Source organism: Rhodanobacter sp. UC4438_H5 (assembly GCF_052978405.1).
Genome location: NZ_CM129672.1, coordinates 1,435,312 through 1,452,433, shown reverse-complemented (window position 1 = coordinate 1,452,433; position 17,122 = coordinate 1,435,312). Strand labels below are relative to the sequence as shown.

The 17,122-nt window shown below is 69.2% G+C and carries 21 protein-coding genes; 8 read left to right on the top strand and 13 right to left on the bottom strand.

Translation table 11 applies throughout. The features are described from left to right. Positions 1-132: 132 nt before the first annotated feature. Together ACVCL9_RS06825 and ACVCL9_RS06820 are read left to right on the top strand one after the other, a co-directional pair. A complete protein-coding gene (locus ACVCL9_RS06825) occupies positions 133-1,116 on the top strand; it encodes an LLM class flavin-dependent oxidoreductase (protein ID WP_447098664.1) in 984 nt (327 codons plus the stop codon). Positions 1,117-1,189: 73 nt separating this feature from the next. Continuing rightward, complete coding sequence (locus tag ACVCL9_RS06820; protein WP_395119116.1) at positions 1,190-2,047, top strand: PA4780 family RIO1-like protein kinase; 858 nt, start codon at positions 1,190-1,192, stop codon at positions 2,045-2,047. A 59-nt stretch (positions 2,048-2,106) separates the two neighbouring features. On the opposite strand, the gene ACVCL9_RS06815 is transcribed toward ACVCL9_RS06820, so the two are convergent. Next, positions 2,107-2,541: an FKBP-type peptidyl-prolyl cis-trans isomerase gene (locus ACVCL9_RS06815; RefSeq protein ID WP_447098665.1), complete on the bottom strand. Its 435-nt coding sequence runs from the start codon at positions 2,539-2,541 to the stop codon at positions 2,107-2,109. Between the two features lie 210 nt (positions 2,542-2,751). After that, the gene (locus ACVCL9_RS06810) at positions 2,752-3,309 is read right to left on the bottom strand and encodes a YaeQ family protein (protein WP_395119112.1); all 558 of its coding nucleotides are present in this window, start codon (positions 3,307-3,309) and stop codon (positions 2,752-2,754) included. An 83-nt stretch (positions 3,310-3,392) separates the two neighbouring features. Between ACVCL9_RS06810 and ACVCL9_RS06805 the strand changes: the two genes are divergently transcribed. Then, the gene (locus ACVCL9_RS06805) at positions 3,393-4,289 is read left to right on the top strand and encodes a pseudouridine synthase (protein WP_447098666.1); all 897 of its coding nucleotides are present in this window, start codon (positions 3,393-3,395) and stop codon (positions 4,287-4,289) included. A gap of 126 nt (positions 4,290-4,415) precedes the next feature. Here ACVCL9_RS06805 and nth read toward each other — a convergent pair whose 3' ends face one another. Together nth and rsxB are read right to left on the bottom strand one after the other, a co-directional pair. After that, positions 4,416-5,054, bottom strand: a complete 639-nt coding sequence (gene nth, locus ACVCL9_RS06800; protein ID WP_447098667.1) for an endonuclease III — start codon at positions 5,052-5,054, stop codon at positions 4,416-4,418. Then, positions 5,051-5,659 (bottom strand): electron transport complex subunit RsxB, encoded by a 609-nt coding sequence (gene rsxB, locus ACVCL9_RS06795; RefSeq protein ID WP_447098668.1) that lies wholly within the window; start codon positions 5,657-5,659, stop codon positions 5,051-5,053. The genes nth and rsxB overlap by 4 nt, the downstream gene beginning before the upstream one ends. A gap of 71 nt (positions 5,660-5,730) precedes the next feature. Between rsxB and ACVCL9_RS06790 the strand changes: the two genes are divergently transcribed. Next, positions 5,731-6,018: a hypothetical protein gene (locus ACVCL9_RS06790; RefSeq protein ID WP_395119104.1), complete on the top strand. Its 288-nt coding sequence runs from the start codon at positions 5,731-5,733 to the stop codon at positions 6,016-6,018. 86 nt (positions 6,019-6,104) lie between these two features. Here the strand turns inward: ACVCL9_RS06790 and metG are convergent, their stop codons facing one another. From metG to ACVCL9_RS06775, 3 genes are all read right to left on the bottom strand, one after another. Further along, on the bottom strand, positions 6,105-8,231 hold the full coding sequence (gene metG, locus ACVCL9_RS06785) for a methionine--tRNA ligase (protein ID WP_447098669.1): 2,127 nt from the start codon (positions 8,229-8,231) through the stop codon (positions 6,105-6,107). Positions 8,232-8,421: 190 nt separating this feature from the next. Then, the gene (locus tag ACVCL9_RS06780; protein ID WP_447098670.1) at positions 8,422-8,571 is read right to left on the bottom strand and encodes a hypothetical protein; all 150 of its coding nucleotides are present in this window, start codon (positions 8,569-8,571) and stop codon (positions 8,422-8,424) included. A 109-nt stretch (positions 8,572-8,680) separates the two neighbouring features. Next, positions 8,681-9,145 carry a DUF2147 domain-containing protein gene (locus tag ACVCL9_RS06775; protein WP_395119095.1) on the bottom strand — a complete coding sequence of 155 codons (465 nt, stop codon included), beginning with the start codon at positions 9,143-9,145 and terminating at the stop codon, positions 8,681-8,683. A gap of 171 nt (positions 9,146-9,316) precedes the next feature. Here ACVCL9_RS06775 and apbC point away from each other — a divergent pair, with 171 nt between their 5' ends. From apbC to ACVCL9_RS06755, 4 genes are all read left to right on the top strand, one after another. Then, positions 9,317-10,411 (top strand): iron-sulfur cluster carrier protein ApbC, encoded by a 1,095-nt coding sequence (apbC, locus tag ACVCL9_RS06770; protein ID WP_447098671.1) that lies wholly within the window; start codon positions 9,317-9,319, stop codon positions 10,409-10,411. After that, a complete protein-coding gene (locus tag ACVCL9_RS06765) occupies positions 10,408-10,950 on the top strand; it encodes an NADPH-dependent FMN reductase (RefSeq protein WP_447098672.1) in 543 nt (180 codons plus the stop codon). The genes apbC and ACVCL9_RS06765 overlap by 4 nt, the downstream gene beginning before the upstream one ends. A gap of 177 nt (positions 10,951-11,127) precedes the next feature. After that, positions 11,128-11,694: a dCTP deaminase gene (gene dcd / locus ACVCL9_RS06760; RefSeq protein ID WP_447098673.1), complete on the top strand. Its 567-nt coding sequence runs from the start codon at positions 11,128-11,130 to the stop codon at positions 11,692-11,694. A gap of 94 nt (positions 11,695-11,788) precedes the next feature. After that, positions 11,789-12,268, top strand: a complete 480-nt coding sequence (locus tag ACVCL9_RS06755) for a hypothetical protein (RefSeq protein WP_395119087.1) — start codon at positions 11,789-11,791, stop codon at positions 12,266-12,268. A 66-nt stretch (positions 12,269-12,334) separates the two neighbouring features. Here the strand turns inward: ACVCL9_RS06755 and pcp are convergent, their stop codons facing one another. The 6 genes from pcp to pxpB are packed head-to-tail and all read right to left on the bottom strand — an operon-like array spanning position 12,335 to position 17,122. Continuing rightward, positions 12,335-12,991, bottom strand: a complete 657-nt coding sequence (gene pcp / locus ACVCL9_RS06750) for a pyroglutamyl-peptidase I (RefSeq protein WP_395119085.1) — start codon at positions 12,989-12,991, stop codon at positions 12,335-12,337. Positions 12,992-13,005: 14 nt separating this feature from the next. Continuing rightward, positions 13,006-13,974: a 5-oxoproline transporter, DUF979 family subunit gene (locus ACVCL9_RS06745; protein WP_447098674.1), complete on the bottom strand. Its 969-nt coding sequence runs from the start codon at positions 13,972-13,974 to the stop codon at positions 13,006-13,008. A gap of 2 nt (positions 13,975-13,976) precedes the next feature. Continuing rightward, positions 13,977-14,666, bottom strand: coding sequence for a DUF969 domain-containing protein (locus tag ACVCL9_RS06740; protein WP_447098675.1), 690 nt, complete (start codon positions 14,664-14,666; stop codon positions 13,977-13,979). After that, a complete protein-coding gene (locus tag ACVCL9_RS06735; RefSeq protein WP_395119079.1) occupies positions 14,663-15,427 on the bottom strand; it encodes a LamB/YcsF family protein in 765 nt (254 codons plus the stop codon). Before ACVCL9_RS06735 ends, ACVCL9_RS06740 begins: the two co-directional genes overlap by 4 nt. 10 nt (positions 15,428-15,437) lie before the next feature. Next, positions 15,438-16,418: a 5-oxoprolinase subunit C family protein gene (locus ACVCL9_RS06730; protein ID WP_447098676.1), complete on the bottom strand. Its 981-nt coding sequence runs from the start codon at positions 16,416-16,418 to the stop codon at positions 15,438-15,440. Beyond that, complete coding sequence (pxpB, locus tag ACVCL9_RS06725) at positions 16,415-17,122, bottom strand: 5-oxoprolinase subunit PxpB (RefSeq protein WP_447098677.1); 708 nt, start codon at positions 17,120-17,122, stop codon at positions 16,415-16,417. Before pxpB ends, ACVCL9_RS06730 begins: the two co-directional genes overlap by 4 nt.

Below are 17,122 nucleotides of genomic sequence, written 5' to 3'. Positions count from 1 at the left end.
GTCGTCGATGGTTCGCTCCCGTTAGCGGCCGCGCGGCGGGAAAGTTGAGCCGACGGCCGCCGCGCGTGGCTGTGGCTGGCAATGAACCGGTTCGCCCCCAGATAGGGTGCTTCCGTCATCCGGGATTGCGCCATGATTCCATTTTCCATCCTCGACCTGGCCCCGATCACCGAAGGCAGCGACGCGGGCCAGGCCTTCCGCAACACGCTGGACCTGGCGCAGCTGGGCGAGCGGCTCGGCTACCGGCGCTACTGGCTGGCCGAGCACCACAACATGCCCGGCATCGCCAGCGCGGCCACCGCCGTGCTGATCGGCCATGTCGCCGCCGGCACCTCGACGATCCGCGTGGGCGCCGGCGGCATCATGCTGCCCAACCACGCGCCGTTGCAGGTGGCCGAGGCGTTCGGCACGCTGGCCTCGCTGCATCCGGGCCGCATCGATCTGGGCCTGGGGCGTGCGCCGGGCACCGACCAGCCCACGGCGCGGGCGCTGCGCCGCTACTTCGACAGCGCCGACGCGTTCCCGCAGGACGTGCTGGAGCTGCTTGGCTATTTCGAGCCGGCGCAGCCCGGCCAGCCGGTGCGCGCGGTGCCCGGCGCCGGCATCGAGGTGCCGGTGTGGCTGCTGGGGTCGAGCCTGTTCAGTGCGCGGCTGGCGGCGCAGCTGGGGTTGCCGTTCGCGTTCGCCTCGCACTTCGCGCCGGATGCGATGGACGAGGCGCTGGCGTTGTATCGGCGCAACTTCGTGCCCTCGGCGCGGTTGCAGCAGCCGTATGCGATGCTCGGCATCAACGTGGTCGCCGCCGACAGCGACGCCGAGGCGCGGCGATTGTTCACCACCCAGCAGCAGAGCTTCATCAACCTGCGTCGCGGCAAGCCCGGCCTGATCCCGCCGCCGATCGACGACATCGAGGCGTACTGGACGCCGCCGGAGAAGCTGATGGTCGAGCGCGCTCTGGCCTGCGCGGTGGTCGGCGATGCGGTCACGGTGAAGGAGGGCATCGCGGCCTTCGTGGCCCGCCACCGGCCGGACGAGTTGATGCTGACTGCCAACATCTTCGAGCACTCGGCGCGACGACATTCGTTCGAGATCGCCGCGGCGGCACGCGAGGCATGAGCTTCGCCACGGATGCGGTCGGCGTCGGCCATAATGGGCGTTCCCCCGTCGACGCATTGAAGCCACGCCACCGATGAAAACCCCCAAGGGCCTGCAGGAGCTGATCGACGACGGCATGATCGACCAGGTGCTCAGGCCGCTCAAGAGCGGCAAGGAAGCCTCGGTGTATGTCGTGCGCTGCGGCGACGAGGTGCGCTGCGCCAAGGTCTACAAGGACATGGCCCAGCGCAGCTTCCAGGCGCGCGTGCAATACCAGGAAGGGCGCAAGGTACGCGGCAGCCGACAGGCGCGGGCGATGGGCAAGGCGACGAAGTTCGGCCGCCGCGAGGCCGAGGAGGCATGGAAGAATGCCGAGGTCGACGCCCTGTACCAGCTGGCCGCCGCCGGCGTGCGCGTGCCGCGGCCGTACGGCTACTTCAACGGCGTGCTGGTGATGGAACTGGTCACCGATGCGGACGGCCATTCCGCGCCGCGGCTCGGCGAGGTCGAACTGTCCGCCGACGAGGCGCGCGCGTATCACCGCTTCCTGATGCAGCAGGTGGCCCGCATGCTGTGCGTGGGGCTGATCCATGGCGACCTGTCCGAGTACAACGTGCTGGTCGGCCCGCACGGCCCGGTCATCATAGACCTGCCGCAGGCGGTCAGCGCGGCGGGCAACAACAGCGCGCGCACGATGCTGCGGCGTGACGTGGGCAACATCACCATCAGCCTGTCGCGCTTCGCGCCCGAGCTGCTGGACACCCACTACGGCGAGGAGATGTGGGCGCTGTACGAACTGGGCGAGCTGCATCCCGATACCGAACTGACCGGCCGGTTCGAGTTCGACGAGCACATCGCCGACGTCGACAGCGTGATGCAGTCGATCATCGACGCCCGCGAGGAAGCGATCATCCGCCAGCAGGGCAGGGAAGCGGCGGAGCGGGAATTGTAGGAGCGCCCGGTGGGTCGCCAATCACGATGGCGGGCACTGCCCGCCGGGGTCGAGCCGCCTCAGGGCTTCTGGACGTCCAAAAGCTCGACGTCGAACACCAGCGAGGCGTTCGGCGGGATGTCGTCGCCGGCGCCGCGCGCGCCGTAGCCCAGCGCGGCGGGGATCAGCAGGGTGCGCTTGCCGCCCACGCGCATGCCGGCCACGCCCTGGTCCCAGCCGGCGATGACGTTGCCGGCGCCGAGCACGAAGGAGAACGGCTCGCCATGATCGCGCGAGCTGTCGAACTGGCTGCCGTGCTTGTTGCCGGCAGTTTCGTCGTACAGCCAGCCGGTGTAGTGCACGGTGACCTTCATGCCCGCCATGGCCTCGGCGCCGGTGCCGACCTTGCTGTCGACGACGGTGAGCTGGTCCACGCTGCCGCGGGTTTGTTGCGGCGCCGGCGCCGAGCAGGCGACGAGCGAAATCAGGGCGAACAGGGAAAGCAACCAGCGCATGGAAAGACTCCTGGGCAAGGGGGCAGCGGATGTCCCGATCAAGTCTCGGGTTTGGCATTCCGACTTTCGTCGGGGCGAGAACCGGATGGGGTTTTTCTTGAGGGAGCCGCGATTATCCGGCAATCGACCGGCGCGTGCCTGCCGCGGTGAGCTCGCACGGGTCAGGCTGCCGCCGTGCCGGCGATAGCGGACCAGCAGCCGACATGCCGGTCAGCTCACTGCTTCGGCGCTCGCCATGCGGATCTGCGGATCGACCGCCACGGCATCGGCATCGTTCATCAGTTGCAGCTGGCCGTCCTGGATCAGCACCTGCAGGCGCATGCCCCGCTGCAGCAGGGTGACCAGTGCGGCGACGGTGTCGGCGCTGATGTCCAGCACGCTGAGATTGCGGTGGCGAGCCAGCGTGGCGGCGTGGCGGTTCCACCAGAGCTCCGCCGCGTTGCCGCCGTAATTGATCACCACCACCTGGCGCGCACGGCCGCAGGCCTTGCGGACGCGCGTCTCGTCGGGCTGACCCACGTCGATCCACAACTCGATCTCGTCGGTATACGCCTTGCGCCACAGCGCCGGCTCGTCCTCGTCGCTGAGGCCCTTGCCGAACTCCAACCGCTCGTCCGCATGCATGGCGAACGCGAGCAGCCGCACCATCAGGCGCTCCTCGGTTTCCGACGGGTGGCGCGCCAGGGTCAGCGCATGGGTGGCGTAGTAATGCCGGTCCATGTCGCTGATCTGCAGTTCGACCTTGTAGATGGTGGAGTTGAGTGCCATGCGCATGCCGGAGGACAACAGCCGAGCATTGTACGCGGCATGGCGCCGACCTGCCGCCGACCTGCGGCTAGACTGGCCCGATCATGCCGAACGTTCCTTTCCGTCCTGACCGTGGCGCCAGCACGGTGCACCTGCCGCCAGGGTCCTGGCGAAGCGCGCTCGACGCGCTGTGCGCGCACTTTCCCGCGATCAGTCGTGCGCAATGGCTGGATCGGATCGCGCGCGGCCGCGTGCTGGACGGGGATGGCGTGGCGATCGACGCGCAGGTGCCGTACCGCGCGGGAATGCGCCTCCACTACTACCGCGAGGTGGCGGACGAGGCGGAGATACCGTTCGTCGAGACGATCCTGCACGCCGATGAGCATCTGGTGGTGGCGGACAAGCCGCACTTCCTGCCGGTGACGCCCGCCGGCGCCTACGTCGAGCAGACGCTGTTGCGGCGGCTGATGCGGCGGCTCGGCAATCCGCAACTGGTGCCCCTGCACCGGATCGATCGCGCCACCGCAGGGCTGGTGCTGTTTTCGGCCAACCCGGCCAGCCGCGCGTCTTACCAGGCGCTGTTTCGCCAACGGCGCATCGACAAATGGTACGAAGCGTTGGCGCCGGCCTTGCCGGCAGAGGTTTTCCCGCTGTGCCGGCGCTCACGCATCGTGCGGGGCGAACCGTTCTTCCGCATGACCGAAGCCGGGGGCGAACCCAACAGCGAGACCCGCATCGAGGTGATCGAACGCGGCGGCATCGACTGGCGCTATGCGCTGCGTCCGGTGACCGGGCGCAAACACCAGTTGCGCATCCACATGGCGGCGCTGGGCGCGCCGATCCGCAATGACCCGCTGTATCCCGAACTGGCCGTCGCAGCCGCGGACGACTATCGACGTCCACTGAAGCTGCTGGCGCGGGAGCTGGCGTTCGTCGATCCGCTGTCGGGCGAATTCCGCCGCTTCCGCAGCGGGTTGACGCTCGGCGACGATCTCGCCTGATCGAGGTGGGGCCGGCGGGCGATGCCCGCCCTACGCCTGCACTTGTCACGATGAGCGCCCGAATGCCTACAAGGGCCAGGCGGGTCGTAGGGCGGGCACCGCCCGCCGGTCCGTGCCGCGGTGTGGCTACTCCGCCGGCGTCTTGTGCTTGTAGCGGCACAGGTCGCGGATCACGCAGTGCGGGCAATCCGGCTTGCGCGCCTTGCACACGTAGCGCCCGTGCAGGATCAGCCAGTGGTGGGCGTCCTGCCTGAACTCGGCCGGGATCACCTTGACCAGCTTGTCCTCCACCGTGCGCACGTCCTTGCCGGGCGCCAGCCCGGTGCGGTTGGCGACGCGGAAGATGTGCGTGTCGACCGCGATGGTCGGCTCGCCGAAGGCGGTATTGAGCACCACGTTGGCGGTCTTGCGGCCCACGCCGGGCAGCGCTTCCAGCGCCTCGCGGGTACGCGGCACCTCGCCGCCGTGCTGCTCGATCAGCAGCCGGCACAGCGCGATCACGTTCCTGGCCTTGGCGTTGAACAGGCCGATCGTGCTGATGTAGCGCTTCAGCCCATCCTCGCCGAGGTCGAGGATGGCCTGCGGTGTGTTCGCCACCGGATAGAGCTTGCGGGTCGCCTTGTTCACGCCAACGTCGGTGGCCTGCGCCGACAGCACCACCGCCACCAGCAACTCGAACGGGGTGCCGTACAGCAGCTCGGTGGTCGGATGCGGGTCGAGTTCGCGCAGGCGCGTGAACAGTTCCACCACGTCGGCGCGCTTCATGAGGACTTCTTCGCCTTCGCGCGTGCCAGCGCCGCCAGCACCGGATTGGTCGACGCGGCGGCATCCACCGCGGCCTTGCGTGCGGCCAGCTCGGCGTCACGCTCGGCGCGTTCGCGCGCCAGCCGGGCGCCGCGGCGCTGGAAGTGAGCGCGTGCGGCATCCGCGTGCGCCTGATCGATCTGCCCCATCGGCATCGGCACCAGTTCGATGCAATCCACCGGGCACGCCGGCACGCACAGCTCGCAACCGGTGCAATCGTCGGCGAGCACGGTGTGCATCAGTTTCGGCGCGCCGATGATGGCGTCGACCGGGCAGGCCTGGATGCATTTGGTGCAGCCGATGCAATCGGCTTCCACGATGCGCGCAAGCATGCGTGGCTTCTCGATGCCGCAGGCGGGGTCCAGCGGCAGCGGTGGCCGGCCCAGCAAGTTCGCCAGTTTCGCGATGCCGGCCGCGCCGCCGGGCGGGCAGCGGTTGATCGCCGCCTCGCCACGCGCGATCGCCTCGGCATACGGCCGGCAGCCGTGGTAGCCGCATTGCTCGCACTGCGTCTGCGGCAGCAGCGCGTCGATGCGGTCGGCCAGGACGGCGATGGGATCACTCATGCGCGGTGCGGGGTGGGCGATAATCGACGCCCATTGTCCCGCAATTGCCGATCACTTGTTGGAGTGTCGCCATGAAACCGTCGTTCCTCGCTTCCCTGTTGCTGGCTGCCGTGCTCGGTGCCGGCGGCTCGATCCTCCTGACCCATGCCGGCACGGCGCAGGCGCAATCGAGCGCCACCGCCGACACGGTGACCGTCTTCGTCGACGCCACGCTGGGTTTCCGCAAGAAGCACATGGCGAACCAGCTCACGAAATCCCACGCCGACTACGCCGCGCGCGGCTACCGCTACGTGGACATGGCGCCGTACAACGAGAACGGCGACCTGGTCGGCTTCTTCGTGACCTACACGAGGCAGTGAACGGTCCGCTGTATCGAGGGCGGGAGCGCACCGCGTGCGCTCCTGCGGGTCGCTCGCCGTAAGGTGGGCAGTGCCCGCCCTGCGTGTCAGCGCACGCTGGCGCCGGGCCTGGCGCCCTGGTCGGCATCGAGCAGGAACAGGTCGCTGCCGCCGTCGCCGGCGGACAGGATCATGCCTTCGGACAGGCCGAAGCGCATCTTGCGCGGGGCCAGGTTGGCGATGAACACCACGTTGCGGCCGACCAGTTTTTCCGGTTCGGCGTAGGCGGCGCGGATGCCGGAGAAGATCTGCCGCTTGCCGAGTTCGCCGGCGTCCAGTTCGAAGCGCAGCAGCTTGTCCGAGCCTTCCACGAATTCGCAGGTGGTGACCTTGCCGATGCGCAGGTCGAGCTTGGCGAAGTCGTCGATGGAGATGAGGCCGGGATTCGCCCCTTCGACAGGCTCGGGACGGTGGATCCCGGATTCGGGGTTCGTCACGGCAGATTTCGACTTGTCGTTCATGGATTTCTTCGCCGGGGCAGCCGGCGCGGCGGGAACGGATGCGCCAAGCGATTCCCTGGAGGCCTCGACCATCGCCTCGATGCGCTTGGCATCGAGGCGGGCCAGCAGCGGCTCGAAGGTGTTGACGCGGTGGCCGTGCAGTTCGCGGCGGGCGTCGTCGAAGCTGGCGACGGGTGCGGCGAGGAATTGTTCGGCGGCTGCCACGGTGGCCGGCAGCACCGGCTTGAGCAAGCCTGACAGCAGGCGGAAGCCGTGCAGGGCCAGCGTGCAGACCTGCTGCAGTTCGGCGCGGCGGGCGTCGTCCTTGGCGATCAGCCACGGCGCCCTGGTGGCGATGTAGCCGTTGACCAGGTCGGCGATGGCGACGAAACGACGAGTCACCTCGGCGAACTCGCCGGCGTCGTACAGCGCGTCGACGCCGTCGTAGTGCGACAGCAGGGTTTGCCACAGCGCCGCTTCCTCCGCCTCGAAACGGTCGGCCAGCCTGCCGTCGAAAAACTTCTGCACGAAGCCGGCGGTGCGGCTGGCGATGTTCACCCACTTGCCGATCAGGTGCGAGTTGACCCGTTCCTCGAATGCCTTGAGATCGAGGTCCACGTCGACCGGCGCCGCGCTGAGCATGGTGGCGAAGTTGTAGCGCAGGAATTCCGGGTGGATGCCGGCGTCGAGATAGGTGCGCGCCTGGATGAAGGTGCCGCGCGACTTGGACATCTTGGCTCCGTTCACCGTCAGGTAGCCGTTGACGTGCAACGCGGTGGGCGTGCGGAAACCCGCGCCATGCAGCATCGCCGGCCAGAACAGGCCGTGGAAGTTGATGATGTCCTTGCCGATGAAGTGATGCATCTCGGCGGTGCTGTCGGGGCCGAGGAAGTCGTCGAACTTCAGGCCGGTCCTGTCGCACAGCGCCTTGAAGCTGGCCAGGTAGCCGACCGGCGCATCCAGCCACACGTAGAAGAACTTGCCCGGCGCGTCGGGGATCGGGAAGCCGAAGTAGGGCGCGTCACGCGAGATGTCCCAGTCCTTCAGGCCGCCATCCAGCCATTCGCGCAGCTTGGCGGCGACGCCGCTGTCGGCCACCGGCTTGCCTTGGGTGAACTTGCCGGCGAACCAGTCGCGCAGCAGCGATTCGAACTTGCCCAGCTCGAAGAAGTAGTGCTCCGAACCGCGCAGCACCGGGGTGGCGCCGGACATCACCGAATACGGGTTGATCAGGTCGGTGGGCGCATAGGTGGCGCCGCAGTTTTCGCAGTTGTCGCCGTACTGGTCCGGCGTGCCGCATTTCGGGCAGGTGCCCTTGATGTAGCGGTCCGGCAGGAACATCTGCTTCTCGGGATCGAACAGCTGCTGGATGTTGCGCCTGGCGATGCAGCCGCTGTCGCGCAGGCGCGTGTAGATCAGCGAGGCCAGCTCGCGATTCTCGTCCGAGTGGGTCGTGTGGTAGTGGTCGAAGCTGAAGTGGAAATCGCCGAAATCGGCTTCATGACCTGCCCGGATGCCCGCGATGAAGGCCTCCGGCGTCATCCCGGCCTTCTCGGCGGCCAGCATGATCGGCGTGCCGTGCGCGTCGTCCGCCGCCACGAAATGCACCTCGTTGCCCATCATCCGCTGCGCACGCACCCAGATGTCGGCCTGGATGTAGCCCAGCATGTGGCCCAGGTGCAGCGGACCGTTCGCGTAGGGCAGGGCGTGGGTGACGAGCAGGCGACGACTCATGGGTTGCGTGGCTTCCTTGGGGGGACTGCGCATTATGGCATGCGCCCCCGCCGGTATTGGCCGTCCGGATGGCCATGCCGCAGCGCGCGCGGACTTTGCTCGCCGGGGATTCCGGTGCGGTGGTGCAGAGCGCCTGGCTGCTGTCGCGGGTTGCTGGAGCGCATGTGGGCAGAGTCCTTTCGGCCACGGATCACGGCAGCCTTGCGCCGGGGCCGCGCACCACGCGGCTGGTTTTCCTCGCCTTGGGCATCGGCATGGCAGCCATCGTGCCGGTGATGTTCGGCGCGGTCGGGCGTTTGCCCGGGGCGTCGCCCAGGGTCTCGCTGGCCACGGTGACCATGCCGGGTTACGCCGGCTCAGCGGTGCGGACGCCGGCCGTGCACACAAGAACGCCCCGCACCGGTCGGCGGTGCGGGGCGTGGTCGAAGGTCAATCGACGCAGCGGATGGTCAGGGCTGGCGTTCCCACTGCTGCGAGCGGCCGACCCAGGAAAAGCCGATGTAGCCGCGCACGTTGAGCTTCTGGCCGCCGTCGAGCATCGACAGCTTCACCTTGTAGACCTTGCCGGTCTTCGGGTCGAGGATGTGACCGCCGCTCCAGACGTCGCCATCCTGGTGCACGCCCCACATGATGTTCATGCCTTCGATCGGCTTGTCCTTGCGCTCGCCGTCGCACTTCTTGCACAGCGCCACCTCGCCGTCGCGGGCGATATCCGAAGGGCTGCGGTTGAGCAGCTTGACGATGGTGGCCTTCAGCTCGCCATTCTCGTCGGTGATCTGCACGATCGACTTGGCCTGGCCGCTTTCGTCGTCGATGGTTTTCCAGTTGCCCACGGGGGTGTCGTTGGCGGCCAGTGCCGAACCGGCGGCGAGCAGCAGGCAGGTGGCGAAGGCAAAGCGTCGTGCTGACTTCATGGCGTCTCTCCCGTACGAAAGCGTATGGAATCGAGACTGGCGAGGTTCGGCGAGGTCGTCAAGCTGCATTGCGCCATGGCTGCCGGTGCGCCGGTGAGGCGCTGATCTGTGTCAGCCGGCCGTCTGCGGCGCGCTGGCATAATGGGCGTCTCTCTCGACGACCGAACCGACATGACGCAGGTGAATGAAGCCCTGGTCCGCCAGATCCTGGGCGGGCTGATCGACACCCACACCGGTGCCCCGCTGGGCGAGGCCGTGCGCGCCGTGGGCGTCGACGGCGGCCGGGTTTCGGTGGACCTGCAGCTTGGCTATCCCGCCGCCAGCGCGATCGGGGCGATCACCGCGCGGGTGCGCGAGGCGTTGCAGGCCGATCCGGGCATCGAGTCGGCGACGGTGTCGATCACCAGCCGCATCCACGTGCACAAGGTGCAGGGCACGCTGGGGCCGCTGCCGAACGTGAAGAACATCATCGTGGTCGCCTCGGGCAAGGGCGGCGTGGGCAAGTCCACCGTGTCGGCCAACCTGGCGCTGGCGCTGCAGGCCGAGGGCGCGAAGGTGGGCGTGATGGACGCGGACATCTACGGCCCCAGCCAGCCCACCATGCTCGGCGTGCACGGCAAGCCGGCCTCGCCCGATGGCAAGAGCATCCTGCCGATGCAGGCGCACGGCATGCCGGTGATGTCGATCGGCTTCCTCGTCGAAGAGGACACGCCGATGATCTGGCGCGGCCCGATGGTGACCCAGGCGATGATGCAGCTGATCACCGACACCCGCTGGGAACAGCTCGACTACCTGGTCATCGACCTGCCTCCGGGCACCGGCGATATCCAGCTCACGCTGTCGCAGAAAGTGCCGGTGGCTGGCGCGGTGATCGTCACCACGCCGCAGGACATCGCCCTGCTGGACGCGCGCAAGGCGCTCAAGATGTTCGAGAAGGTCGAGGTGCCGGTGCTTGGCGTGGTGGAGAACATGGCCACCCACGTCTGCTCCAACTGCGGCCACGAGGAGAACATCTTCGGTGAAGGCGGCGGCGAGCGCATGGCCACGCAGTACGGCGCGGCCTACCTCGGCTCGCTGCCGCTGGACATCCGCATCCGCGAGCAGACCGATGGCGGCAACCCCACGGTGGCGGCGATCCCCGATTCCGACCTTGCTGCCCGCTACCGCGAGATCGCCCGCAATACCGCCGGCCGGCTGTCGCGCCAGCCGCGCAACAAGTCGCTGGGCCTGGGCAAGATCGTGGTGCAGGGCGTGCCCTCTGCATGACGGCGCCGCGGCGCGTGCTGTGCCTGTGCGGCAGCTTGCGCCGGGTATCGTCGAATCGCGCCGCGCTGGAAGCCGCGCACCAACTGGCCGCAGCGCCGCTCGAACTGGTGCTGCACGACGGGCTGGGCGCGCTGCCGCCGTTCAATCCGGATGACGAGGTCGATCCGCTGCCGCCCCCGGTGCTGGCGTTGCGCGAAGCAGTCGGCGCCGCGGATGCCTTGCTGATCGCCTGCCCCGAATACGCCCACGGCGTGCCCGGCGCGTTCAAGAACCTGCTCGACTGGCTGGTCGGCAGCCTGGAGTTTCCCGGCAAGCCGGTGCTGCTGCTGAACACGGCCGCGCGCGGTTCGCACCATGCGCAGGAGGCACTGGCCGAGATCCTGTTCACCATGTCGGCCCGGTTGCTGGCGGCACGGCCCGTGCCGGTGGCATTGCCGGGCGCCGGCTGCACCGCGGCGCAGGTGCTGGCCAGCGCGGAACGCTGCGCGGAATTGCACGCAGCGCTGGACCTCCTGGCCGCGCTTCCACCCCGCCCGTAGGAGCCCGCTGGCGGGCGATGCTCCTGGCCGGGATTCGGGGTTCGCAAGAGTATCGCCCGCCAGCGGGCTCCTACGGGTGACGAAGGCCAGCCGGCTGGCGTGGCGGTACCCCGACCATGTATTTTTGCCGCTTTGCGCCCGGTTGGTTCGGGCTGCCCGCAATCGACCGGAGAGCGCGTGAGCATCAAATCCGACAAGTGGATCCGCCGCATGGCCGAGGGCCAGGGCATGATCGAGCCGTTCGAGCCGGGCCAGGTCAAGCAGAACGACAGCGGGCGCATCGTTTCCTACGGCACCTCCAGCTACGGCTACGACGTGCGCTGTGCGCGCGAGTTCAAGATCTTCACCAACATCAACTCGACCATCGTCGATCCCAAGGCATTCGACCCGAACAGCTTTGTCGACGTGGCCTCGGACGTGTGCATCATCCCGCCCAACTCGTTCGCGCTGGCGCGCACGGTGGAGTACTTCCGCATCCCGCGCAACGTGCTGGTGGTGTGCCTGGGCAAGAGCACCTACGCGCGCTGCGGCATCATCGTCAACGTGACGCCGCTGGAACCGGAGTGGGAGGGGCACGTGACGCTGGAGTTCTCCAACACCACGCCGCTGCCGGCGAAGATCTACGCCAACGAGGGCGTGGCGCAGATGCTGTTCTTCGAGTCCGACGAGGAGTGCGAGACCAGCTACAAGGACCGTGGCGGCAAGTACCAGGGCCAGCAGGGCGTGACCCTGCCGCGTACCTGACCCCGCCTGCCTGAACGGCGGCGCGCGGCAACCGCCGTCGGCGCCACGGACTGCTAGACTTCACCGTTGCCACGACGCCTTCCGGGAGAGCTGCATGAGCCGAATGTCCACCCTGCTTGTCCGCATGTCCGCCGCGATCGTGCTGGGCAGCGTGTTGCTGCTGGCCGGTTGCCACCGCAACCAGGTCAAGAACGAGCAGCACCTGGCGGCGTCGATGAAGGGCGAATTCAGCCTGACCATGCAGGCGTACAAGGACGGGCAATTCCTGATCGATGGCGCGGTGCTCTCGGCGCTCGACGCCGGCAGTCACTTCGCCTACCTGCGCGACCAGGGCAAGCTGCCCGCGAAAGTGCTGTTGATCGACAGCGACGAGGCCAAGGTCGGCAAGAAGCATCTGCAGTATCTGGCCCGCATGTCGATCGACTACGGCTTTGCCGCGTATTTCTTCGACCACAAGGGCCGCCTCACCCAGATCAGCCCGGTCGACGTCAAGGCGCGCAAACTGGAGGACCACCAGCAGCGCGCGCAGCCGTCCAGCGACGGCGGCGGCTACGAGCCCTCGCAGCAGCACTGAACCGCCGCGACCGCGGCACCGCGAAAAGCCCGTGGCGCGAGCCGCGGGCTTTTTGTCGAACGGCGATCAGGCGATCGTGCCGCCGCCGAGGCGCAGGTCGGCGTGCGTGACGGCCGCCACCCGCAGCGCGATCTCCAGGCCGCGCACCATGTCGTCCAGTGCCATGCTGGGCGCGCCGGGCCGCGATGCGGCCTGCAGCGGCAGCCACGGGATGTGGATGAAGCCGGCGCGCACGCGGCGCTTGGGCGCGCTCCAGTGCAGCGCTGCGTAGGCGAGGTGGTTGCACACGTAGGTGCCGGCCGTGTGCGAGATCGCGGCGGGCAGTCCGGCCTCGTGCAGGGCCGCCAGCATCGCCTTCAGCGGCAGGGTGCTGAAGTAGGCCGCGGGCGCGCCGGGGATCACCGGTTCGTCGATCGGTTGGGCGCCGGCGTTGTCGGGAATCCGCGCATCCTGCAGGTTGATCGCCACGCGTTCCAGCGACAACTGCGCGCGCCCGCCAGCCTGGCCCACGCCCAGCACGATCGCCGGCGTCGTTTCCCGCAGGGCGGCCTTGAGCAGGCGCAGCGAGGCGGCGAACTCGGTCGGGATTTGCCGCGCCACCACCCGATGCCCGCCGATGCGCCGCCCGTGCAGGGCGCGCGCGGCTTCCCACGAGGGGTTGACCGTCTCGCCGCCGAACGGGTCGAAGCCGGTCAACAGGATACGTGGCAGGGTTTTGCTCATCGGGCCTCGCGCGTTCATCGAAACACCAGCAGCCACATCATGGTGAACGTGCTGGCGAAGATCCACAGCGCGCTCCAGGCCTGCGCCTTGATCACGCCGTAGGGGTTGCGCAATTCCAGCAGCGCCGCCGGCACCAGGTTGAAGTCGGCCGCCATCGGCGTCAGCAGGGTGCCGCAGTAGCCGCACAGCATGCCCATCGCGCCGAGGATCGCCGGGTGCGCGCCGTGCTGCTGGATCAGCAGCGGCAGGCCGATGCCGGCCATCATCACCGGAAAGGCGGCAAACGCGTTGCCCATGATGACGGTGAACAGCACCATGCCCAGCGCGAACACCGCCAGTGCCGCGGTGGCGTTGCCGGTGGGCAGGAAATCGGTGGCGATCGCGGCGATCGCCGCGCCCACGCCGCTTTGCGTGAACACCTGGCCCAGCGCGGCCAGCAGCAGCGGCAGCAGGGCGGCCCAGCCGATCGCGTCGAGCAATCGCCGGCCCTCGGCCACACCTTCGTGCACCGGCGTGCGCGCCACCCTTGCGGCGGCCAGCAGGGCGATCACGCAGGCCAGCGCCAGCCCGGTCAGCGTCATCTGCGACTGGGCGAACAATGCGAACTGCCCGATCACCAGGTAGCCGCCGAACAACGCCACCAGCAGGGTCACCAGCGGAATCAGCAGGGCTGGCCCGAACAGCCGGTGGCCGAGTTCGATCGCCGACTGCAGGCGTTGTTCGGCGCTGCGGTTTTCCGGATGCGCCTGGCGGCGCAGCCGCGGCGCCAGGCAGGCCAGTGCGATCACGCCGATGCCGGCGATCTGCGCGGGCAGGGCGTTGCCGGCCGCCGACTGCGCCAGGATGAAATCCCCGGCGCCGAACAGCAGGCCCAGCACGATCCAGAAGGCGGCATGCCAGCGGTGGCCGTCGCGCAAATTGCGCCAGCCGCTGTAGAGCAGGAAGGCGGCGATCAGCCAGTACGCGTGTTCGATCCGCAGCATGCTCAGGCGCCCCGCTCGCGGCGGGCGGCGCGTCGTTGCAGCCGGCGCTGATACAGCCAGATGCGTACCGACTGGATGACGAACGCCGCCACCGCCGTGGGCAGCGCCCACAGCGCGATCGCCAGCGGGCTCAGCTCGATGCCGTGCTGGGTATAGAAGCCCTGGATCAGCAGCACCGCGCCCAGCGCGATGAACACGTCCTCGCCGAAGAAACGGCCGATGTTGTCGGTGGCCGCGGCGACCGCGCGCAGCTCCTCGCGATCGTCCTGGTCCAGCCCGGGCAGGATCTTCTGCGCCGCGGCCTCGCCCATCGGCGCAAGCAGCGGACGCACGGTCTGCGCCGGGCCGGCCACGCCGGTCAGGCCCATCGTGGCCAGCAACTGGCGCAGCAGCAGGTAGCCGATCAGCAGCCGCGCCAGGGTCAGGTTCTGCAATCGCGCCATCCAGCGCTGGGCGTGTTCGCGCAGGCCGGCGCGCTCGAGCAGGCCGATCGCCGGCAAGGTCAGCACGAACAGCAGCAGCATGCGCTGCGACACGAAACTGTTGCCCAGCAGGGCGAGCAGGTCGGCCACCGACAGGCCCGCCAGCAGTCCGCTGACCAGGGCCGCCACCACCACGACCGGCACCGCGTTGAAGCGCAGCGCGAAGCCGATCACGATCACCGCCACGCCGAGCAGGGGCCAGTAGTTCATGCCTCACCCGTTGCCGTGATGGTCACCCCGGCCGCTTCCAGCCCGGCGCGCAGGCTGCGCGCCAGGCGTGCGGCATGTACGCCGTCGCCGTGCAGGCACAGCGTGTCGGCGCGCATGGCGATGGTGCTGCCGTCGATGGCGGTGACGGTGCCGTCGAGCGCGATCTGCAAGGCCTGCGCAGTGGCCAGTCCGGCATCATCGATCACCGCACCGGCTTCGCTGCGCGGCTGCAGCGTGCCATCCGGCCGGTAGCGACGGTCGGCGAATGCCTCGGCGGCCACCGCCAGGCCCTGCGCCGCGCCCGCGTCGACCAGTGCCGATCCGCTCAGGCCGAACAGCCGCAGGCGCGGGTCGAACTGGCACACCGCCGCGGCGATCGCATCGGCCAGCGCGCGATCGCGCGCCGCCATGTTGTACAGCGCGCCATGCGGCTTGACGTGGCTCAGCCGGGTGCCGGCGGCGTGAGCGAAGCCGTGCAGCGCGCCGAGCTGGTACAGCGTCATCGCGTGCACCTCGGCGGGTGTCACGCGCATCTCGCGGCGGCCGAAGCCCTGCAGGTCGGGCAGCGAGACGTGGGCGCCGATCGCCACGCCGCGCTCCATCGCGGCGGCCACGGTCTGCTGCATGGTCATGAAGTCGCCGGCGTGGAAGCCGCAGGCGAGGTTGGCCGAGCTGACCACATCGAGCAGCGCAGCGTCCTCGCCCATTCGCCAGGCGCCGAACGATTCGCCGAGGTCGCCATTGAGGTCGATGCGCGTCATGCAAGGCCAGTCATGCGAGGAGGAGTCCGTCGTGTTGCAGTCGTCGCGCGATCTGCCGGTACAGGGCGTCGAGCGCGTGCTCGCGGCGCCGCAGGCGATCGGCAGCCTGTTCCAGTGTGCCACGGCGAAAGCATACGGGATCGCCCGGCCGGCGTTGCGCCAGGCGCGGAAGATCCGCCGCGGCAAGCTGGCCGATGCGCGGATAGCCGCCGGTCACCGGCGCCTCGGCCATCAGCACGATCGGCTGGCCGGACGGCGGCAGTTGCATCGTGCCGGGCAGGGTTGCCTCGGAGATCAGTTCCAGCGGTGCGCACAGCTGCAGGCGTGCTCCGTCCAGACGGCTGGCGGTGCGGTTGCTGTCGCTGGCGACGCGGAAAGTGCCGGTGTGCAGTGCTTGCCGCGACGCCTCGTCGAGTTGCGCGTGGTGGCTGCCGGGCAGCAGCATGAGCGGCGTTTGCGCGAAGTCGAACCATGGCCGCGGGTCGAGTCGCCATGGCAGGGCGTGGGGATGGTTCGCCGGCGCCGCGCTGCTGGCGGCGTTGCCGACCGGCAGCGTGTCGCCGGTTCGCAGTGCGCGGCCGAGCCCGGCGTGCAGGTCGCTGCTGCGGCTGCCCAGCACGGCGGCCACGTCGAAACCCCCGCGCACGGCCAGGTAGCTGCGGCAGCCGGCGGCCATGCGGCCCAGTTGCAGCACGCTGCCAGCGGGCAGCCAGCAGGCTGTCCAGGTCGGCAAGTCGGTGTCGCCGGCCCGGGCGGCGATCGGCGCACCGGTGATCGCGATCCACGCCGCGTGTTCGAAGCGCAGGGTCGGACCGAGCAGGGTGCATTCGAGCGCCGCCTCGTCGCCGCGGTTGCCGACCAGCGCGTTGGCCAGGCGCCAGGCCGGCAGGTCCATCGCGCCGGCGCGGCCCACGCCGATCGCTGCATGGCCGGGGCGGCCGCGATCCTGCAGCGTACCGAGCAGGCCGGGCTTGAGCACGCGCACGCTCATCGGTGCCGCACCGCATCGAGGTCGGCGAATTCCTCCGCGTCGATCGCGCGGAAGCGCACGCGGTCGCCGGCGGCCAGCAGCGAAGGTTCGCTTGCGTCGGCGTCGAACAGGCGCAGCGGCGTGCGCCCGATCAGATGCCAGCCGCCGGGCAGTTCGGCCGGATAGATGCCGGTCTGCGCGCCGCCGATCGCGACGCTGCCGGCAGGCACGCGGGTGCGCGGGTCGCGTCGGCGCGGCATCGCCAGCGTGGGATCGAGCCCCAGCAGGTAGGGGAAGCCGGGCGCGAAGCCGAGCATCGCCACGCGGTAGTCGACGCCGACGTGGCGAGCCACCACCACCGTCCCGGACAGGCCCAGGTGCTGCGCCAGTTCATGCAGATCCGGGCCGTGCGGGCCGCCATAGCACACGGGGATTTCGTGGATGCGGCCAGCGCCGGCCGGCGCGTGGCGGGTTTCCAGCGCGATGCGCGCGGCCCGTTCCACGCGCTGGTGCGCACTCGCCGCCTCGTCGCCTTGCCACGCCGCCGGCGCGAATCGCAACAGCACGCTGGCATAGGCTGGCACGCATTCCAGCGAAGGCAGATCCCGCAGCGCGGCCACGGCAGCGTGCACGCGGTCGTTGAGCACCGGCTCGATGCGGTCGCCGAAGCGCAGCAGCAGCGCATCCTCGGCCAGCGGCTCGAACTGGATCGCGTCGGCCGGCAC

What these genes read in the sequence shown, in the direction of transcription:
- ACVCL9_RS06740 (WP_447098675.1), bottom strand. Translation starts at nt 14,666, where the DNA reads ATGAACTACTGGCCCCTGCTCGGCGTGGCGGTGATCGTGATCGGCTTC.
- ACVCL9_RS06805 (WP_447098666.1), top strand. Translation starts at nt 3,393, where the DNA reads ATGCCGAACGTTCCTTTCCGTCCTGACCGTGGCGCCAGCACGGTGCAC.
- ACVCL9_RS06755 (WP_395119087.1), top strand. Translation starts at nt 11,789, where the DNA reads ATGAGCCGAATGTCCACCCTGCTTGTCCGCATGTCCGCCGCGATCGTG.
- metG (WP_447098669.1), bottom strand. Translation starts at nt 8,231, where the DNA reads ATGAGTCGTCGCCTGCTCGTCACCCACGCCCTGCCCTACGCGAACGGT.
- rsxB (WP_447098668.1), bottom strand. Translation starts at nt 5,659, where the DNA reads ATGAGTGATCCCATCGCCGTCCTGGCCGACCGCATCGACGCGCTGCTG.
- ACVCL9_RS06810 (WP_395119112.1), bottom strand. Translation starts at nt 3,309, where the DNA reads ATGGCACTCAACTCCACCATCTACAAGGTCGAACTGCAGATCAGCGAC.
- ACVCL9_RS06765 (WP_447098672.1), top strand. Translation starts at nt 10,408, where the DNA reads ATGACGGCGCCGCGGCGCGTGCTGTGCCTGTGCGGCAGCTTGCGCCGG.
- ACVCL9_RS06730 (WP_447098676.1), bottom strand. Translation starts at nt 16,418, where the DNA reads ATGAGCGTGCGCGTGCTCAAGCCCGGCCTGCTCGGTACGCTGCAGGAT.
- ACVCL9_RS06775 (WP_395119095.1), bottom strand. Translation starts at nt 9,145, where the DNA reads ATGAAGTCAGCACGACGCTTTGCCTTCGCCACCTGCCTGCTGCTCGCC.
- ACVCL9_RS06780 (WP_447098670.1), bottom strand. Translation starts at nt 8,571, where the DNA reads ATGGTCACCGTGGCCAGCGAGACCCTGGGCGACGCCCCGGGCAAACGC.
- pcp (WP_395119085.1), bottom strand. Translation starts at nt 12,991, where the DNA reads ATGAGCAAAACCCTGCCACGTATCCTGTTGACCGGCTTCGACCCGTTC.
- ACVCL9_RS06790 (WP_395119104.1), top strand. Translation starts at nt 5,731, where the DNA reads ATGAAACCGTCGTTCCTCGCTTCCCTGTTGCTGGCTGCCGTGCTCGGT.
- ACVCL9_RS06745 (WP_447098674.1), bottom strand. Translation starts at nt 13,974, where the DNA reads ATGCTGCGGATCGAACACGCGTACTGGCTGATCGCCGCCTTCCTGCTC.
- ACVCL9_RS06815 (WP_447098665.1), bottom strand. Translation starts at nt 2,541, where the DNA reads ATGCGCTGGTTGCTTTCCCTGTTCGCCCTGATTTCGCTCGTCGCCTGC.
- ACVCL9_RS06735 (WP_395119079.1), bottom strand. Translation starts at nt 15,427, where the DNA reads ATGACGCGCATCGACCTCAATGGCGACCTCGGCGAATCGTTCGGCGCC.
- apbC (WP_447098671.1), top strand. Translation starts at nt 9,317, where the DNA reads ATGACGCAGGTGAATGAAGCCCTGGTCCGCCAGATCCTGGGCGGGCTG.
- ACVCL9_RS06820 (WP_395119116.1), top strand. Translation starts at nt 1,190, where the DNA reads ATGAAAACCCCCAAGGGCCTGCAGGAGCTGATCGACGACGGCATGATC.
- nth (WP_447098667.1), bottom strand. Translation starts at nt 5,054, where the DNA reads ATGAAGCGCGCCGACGTGGTGGAACTGTTCACGCGCCTGCGCGAACTC.
- ACVCL9_RS06825 (WP_447098664.1), top strand. Translation starts at nt 133, where the DNA reads ATGATTCCATTTTCCATCCTCGACCTGGCCCCGATCACCGAAGGCAGC.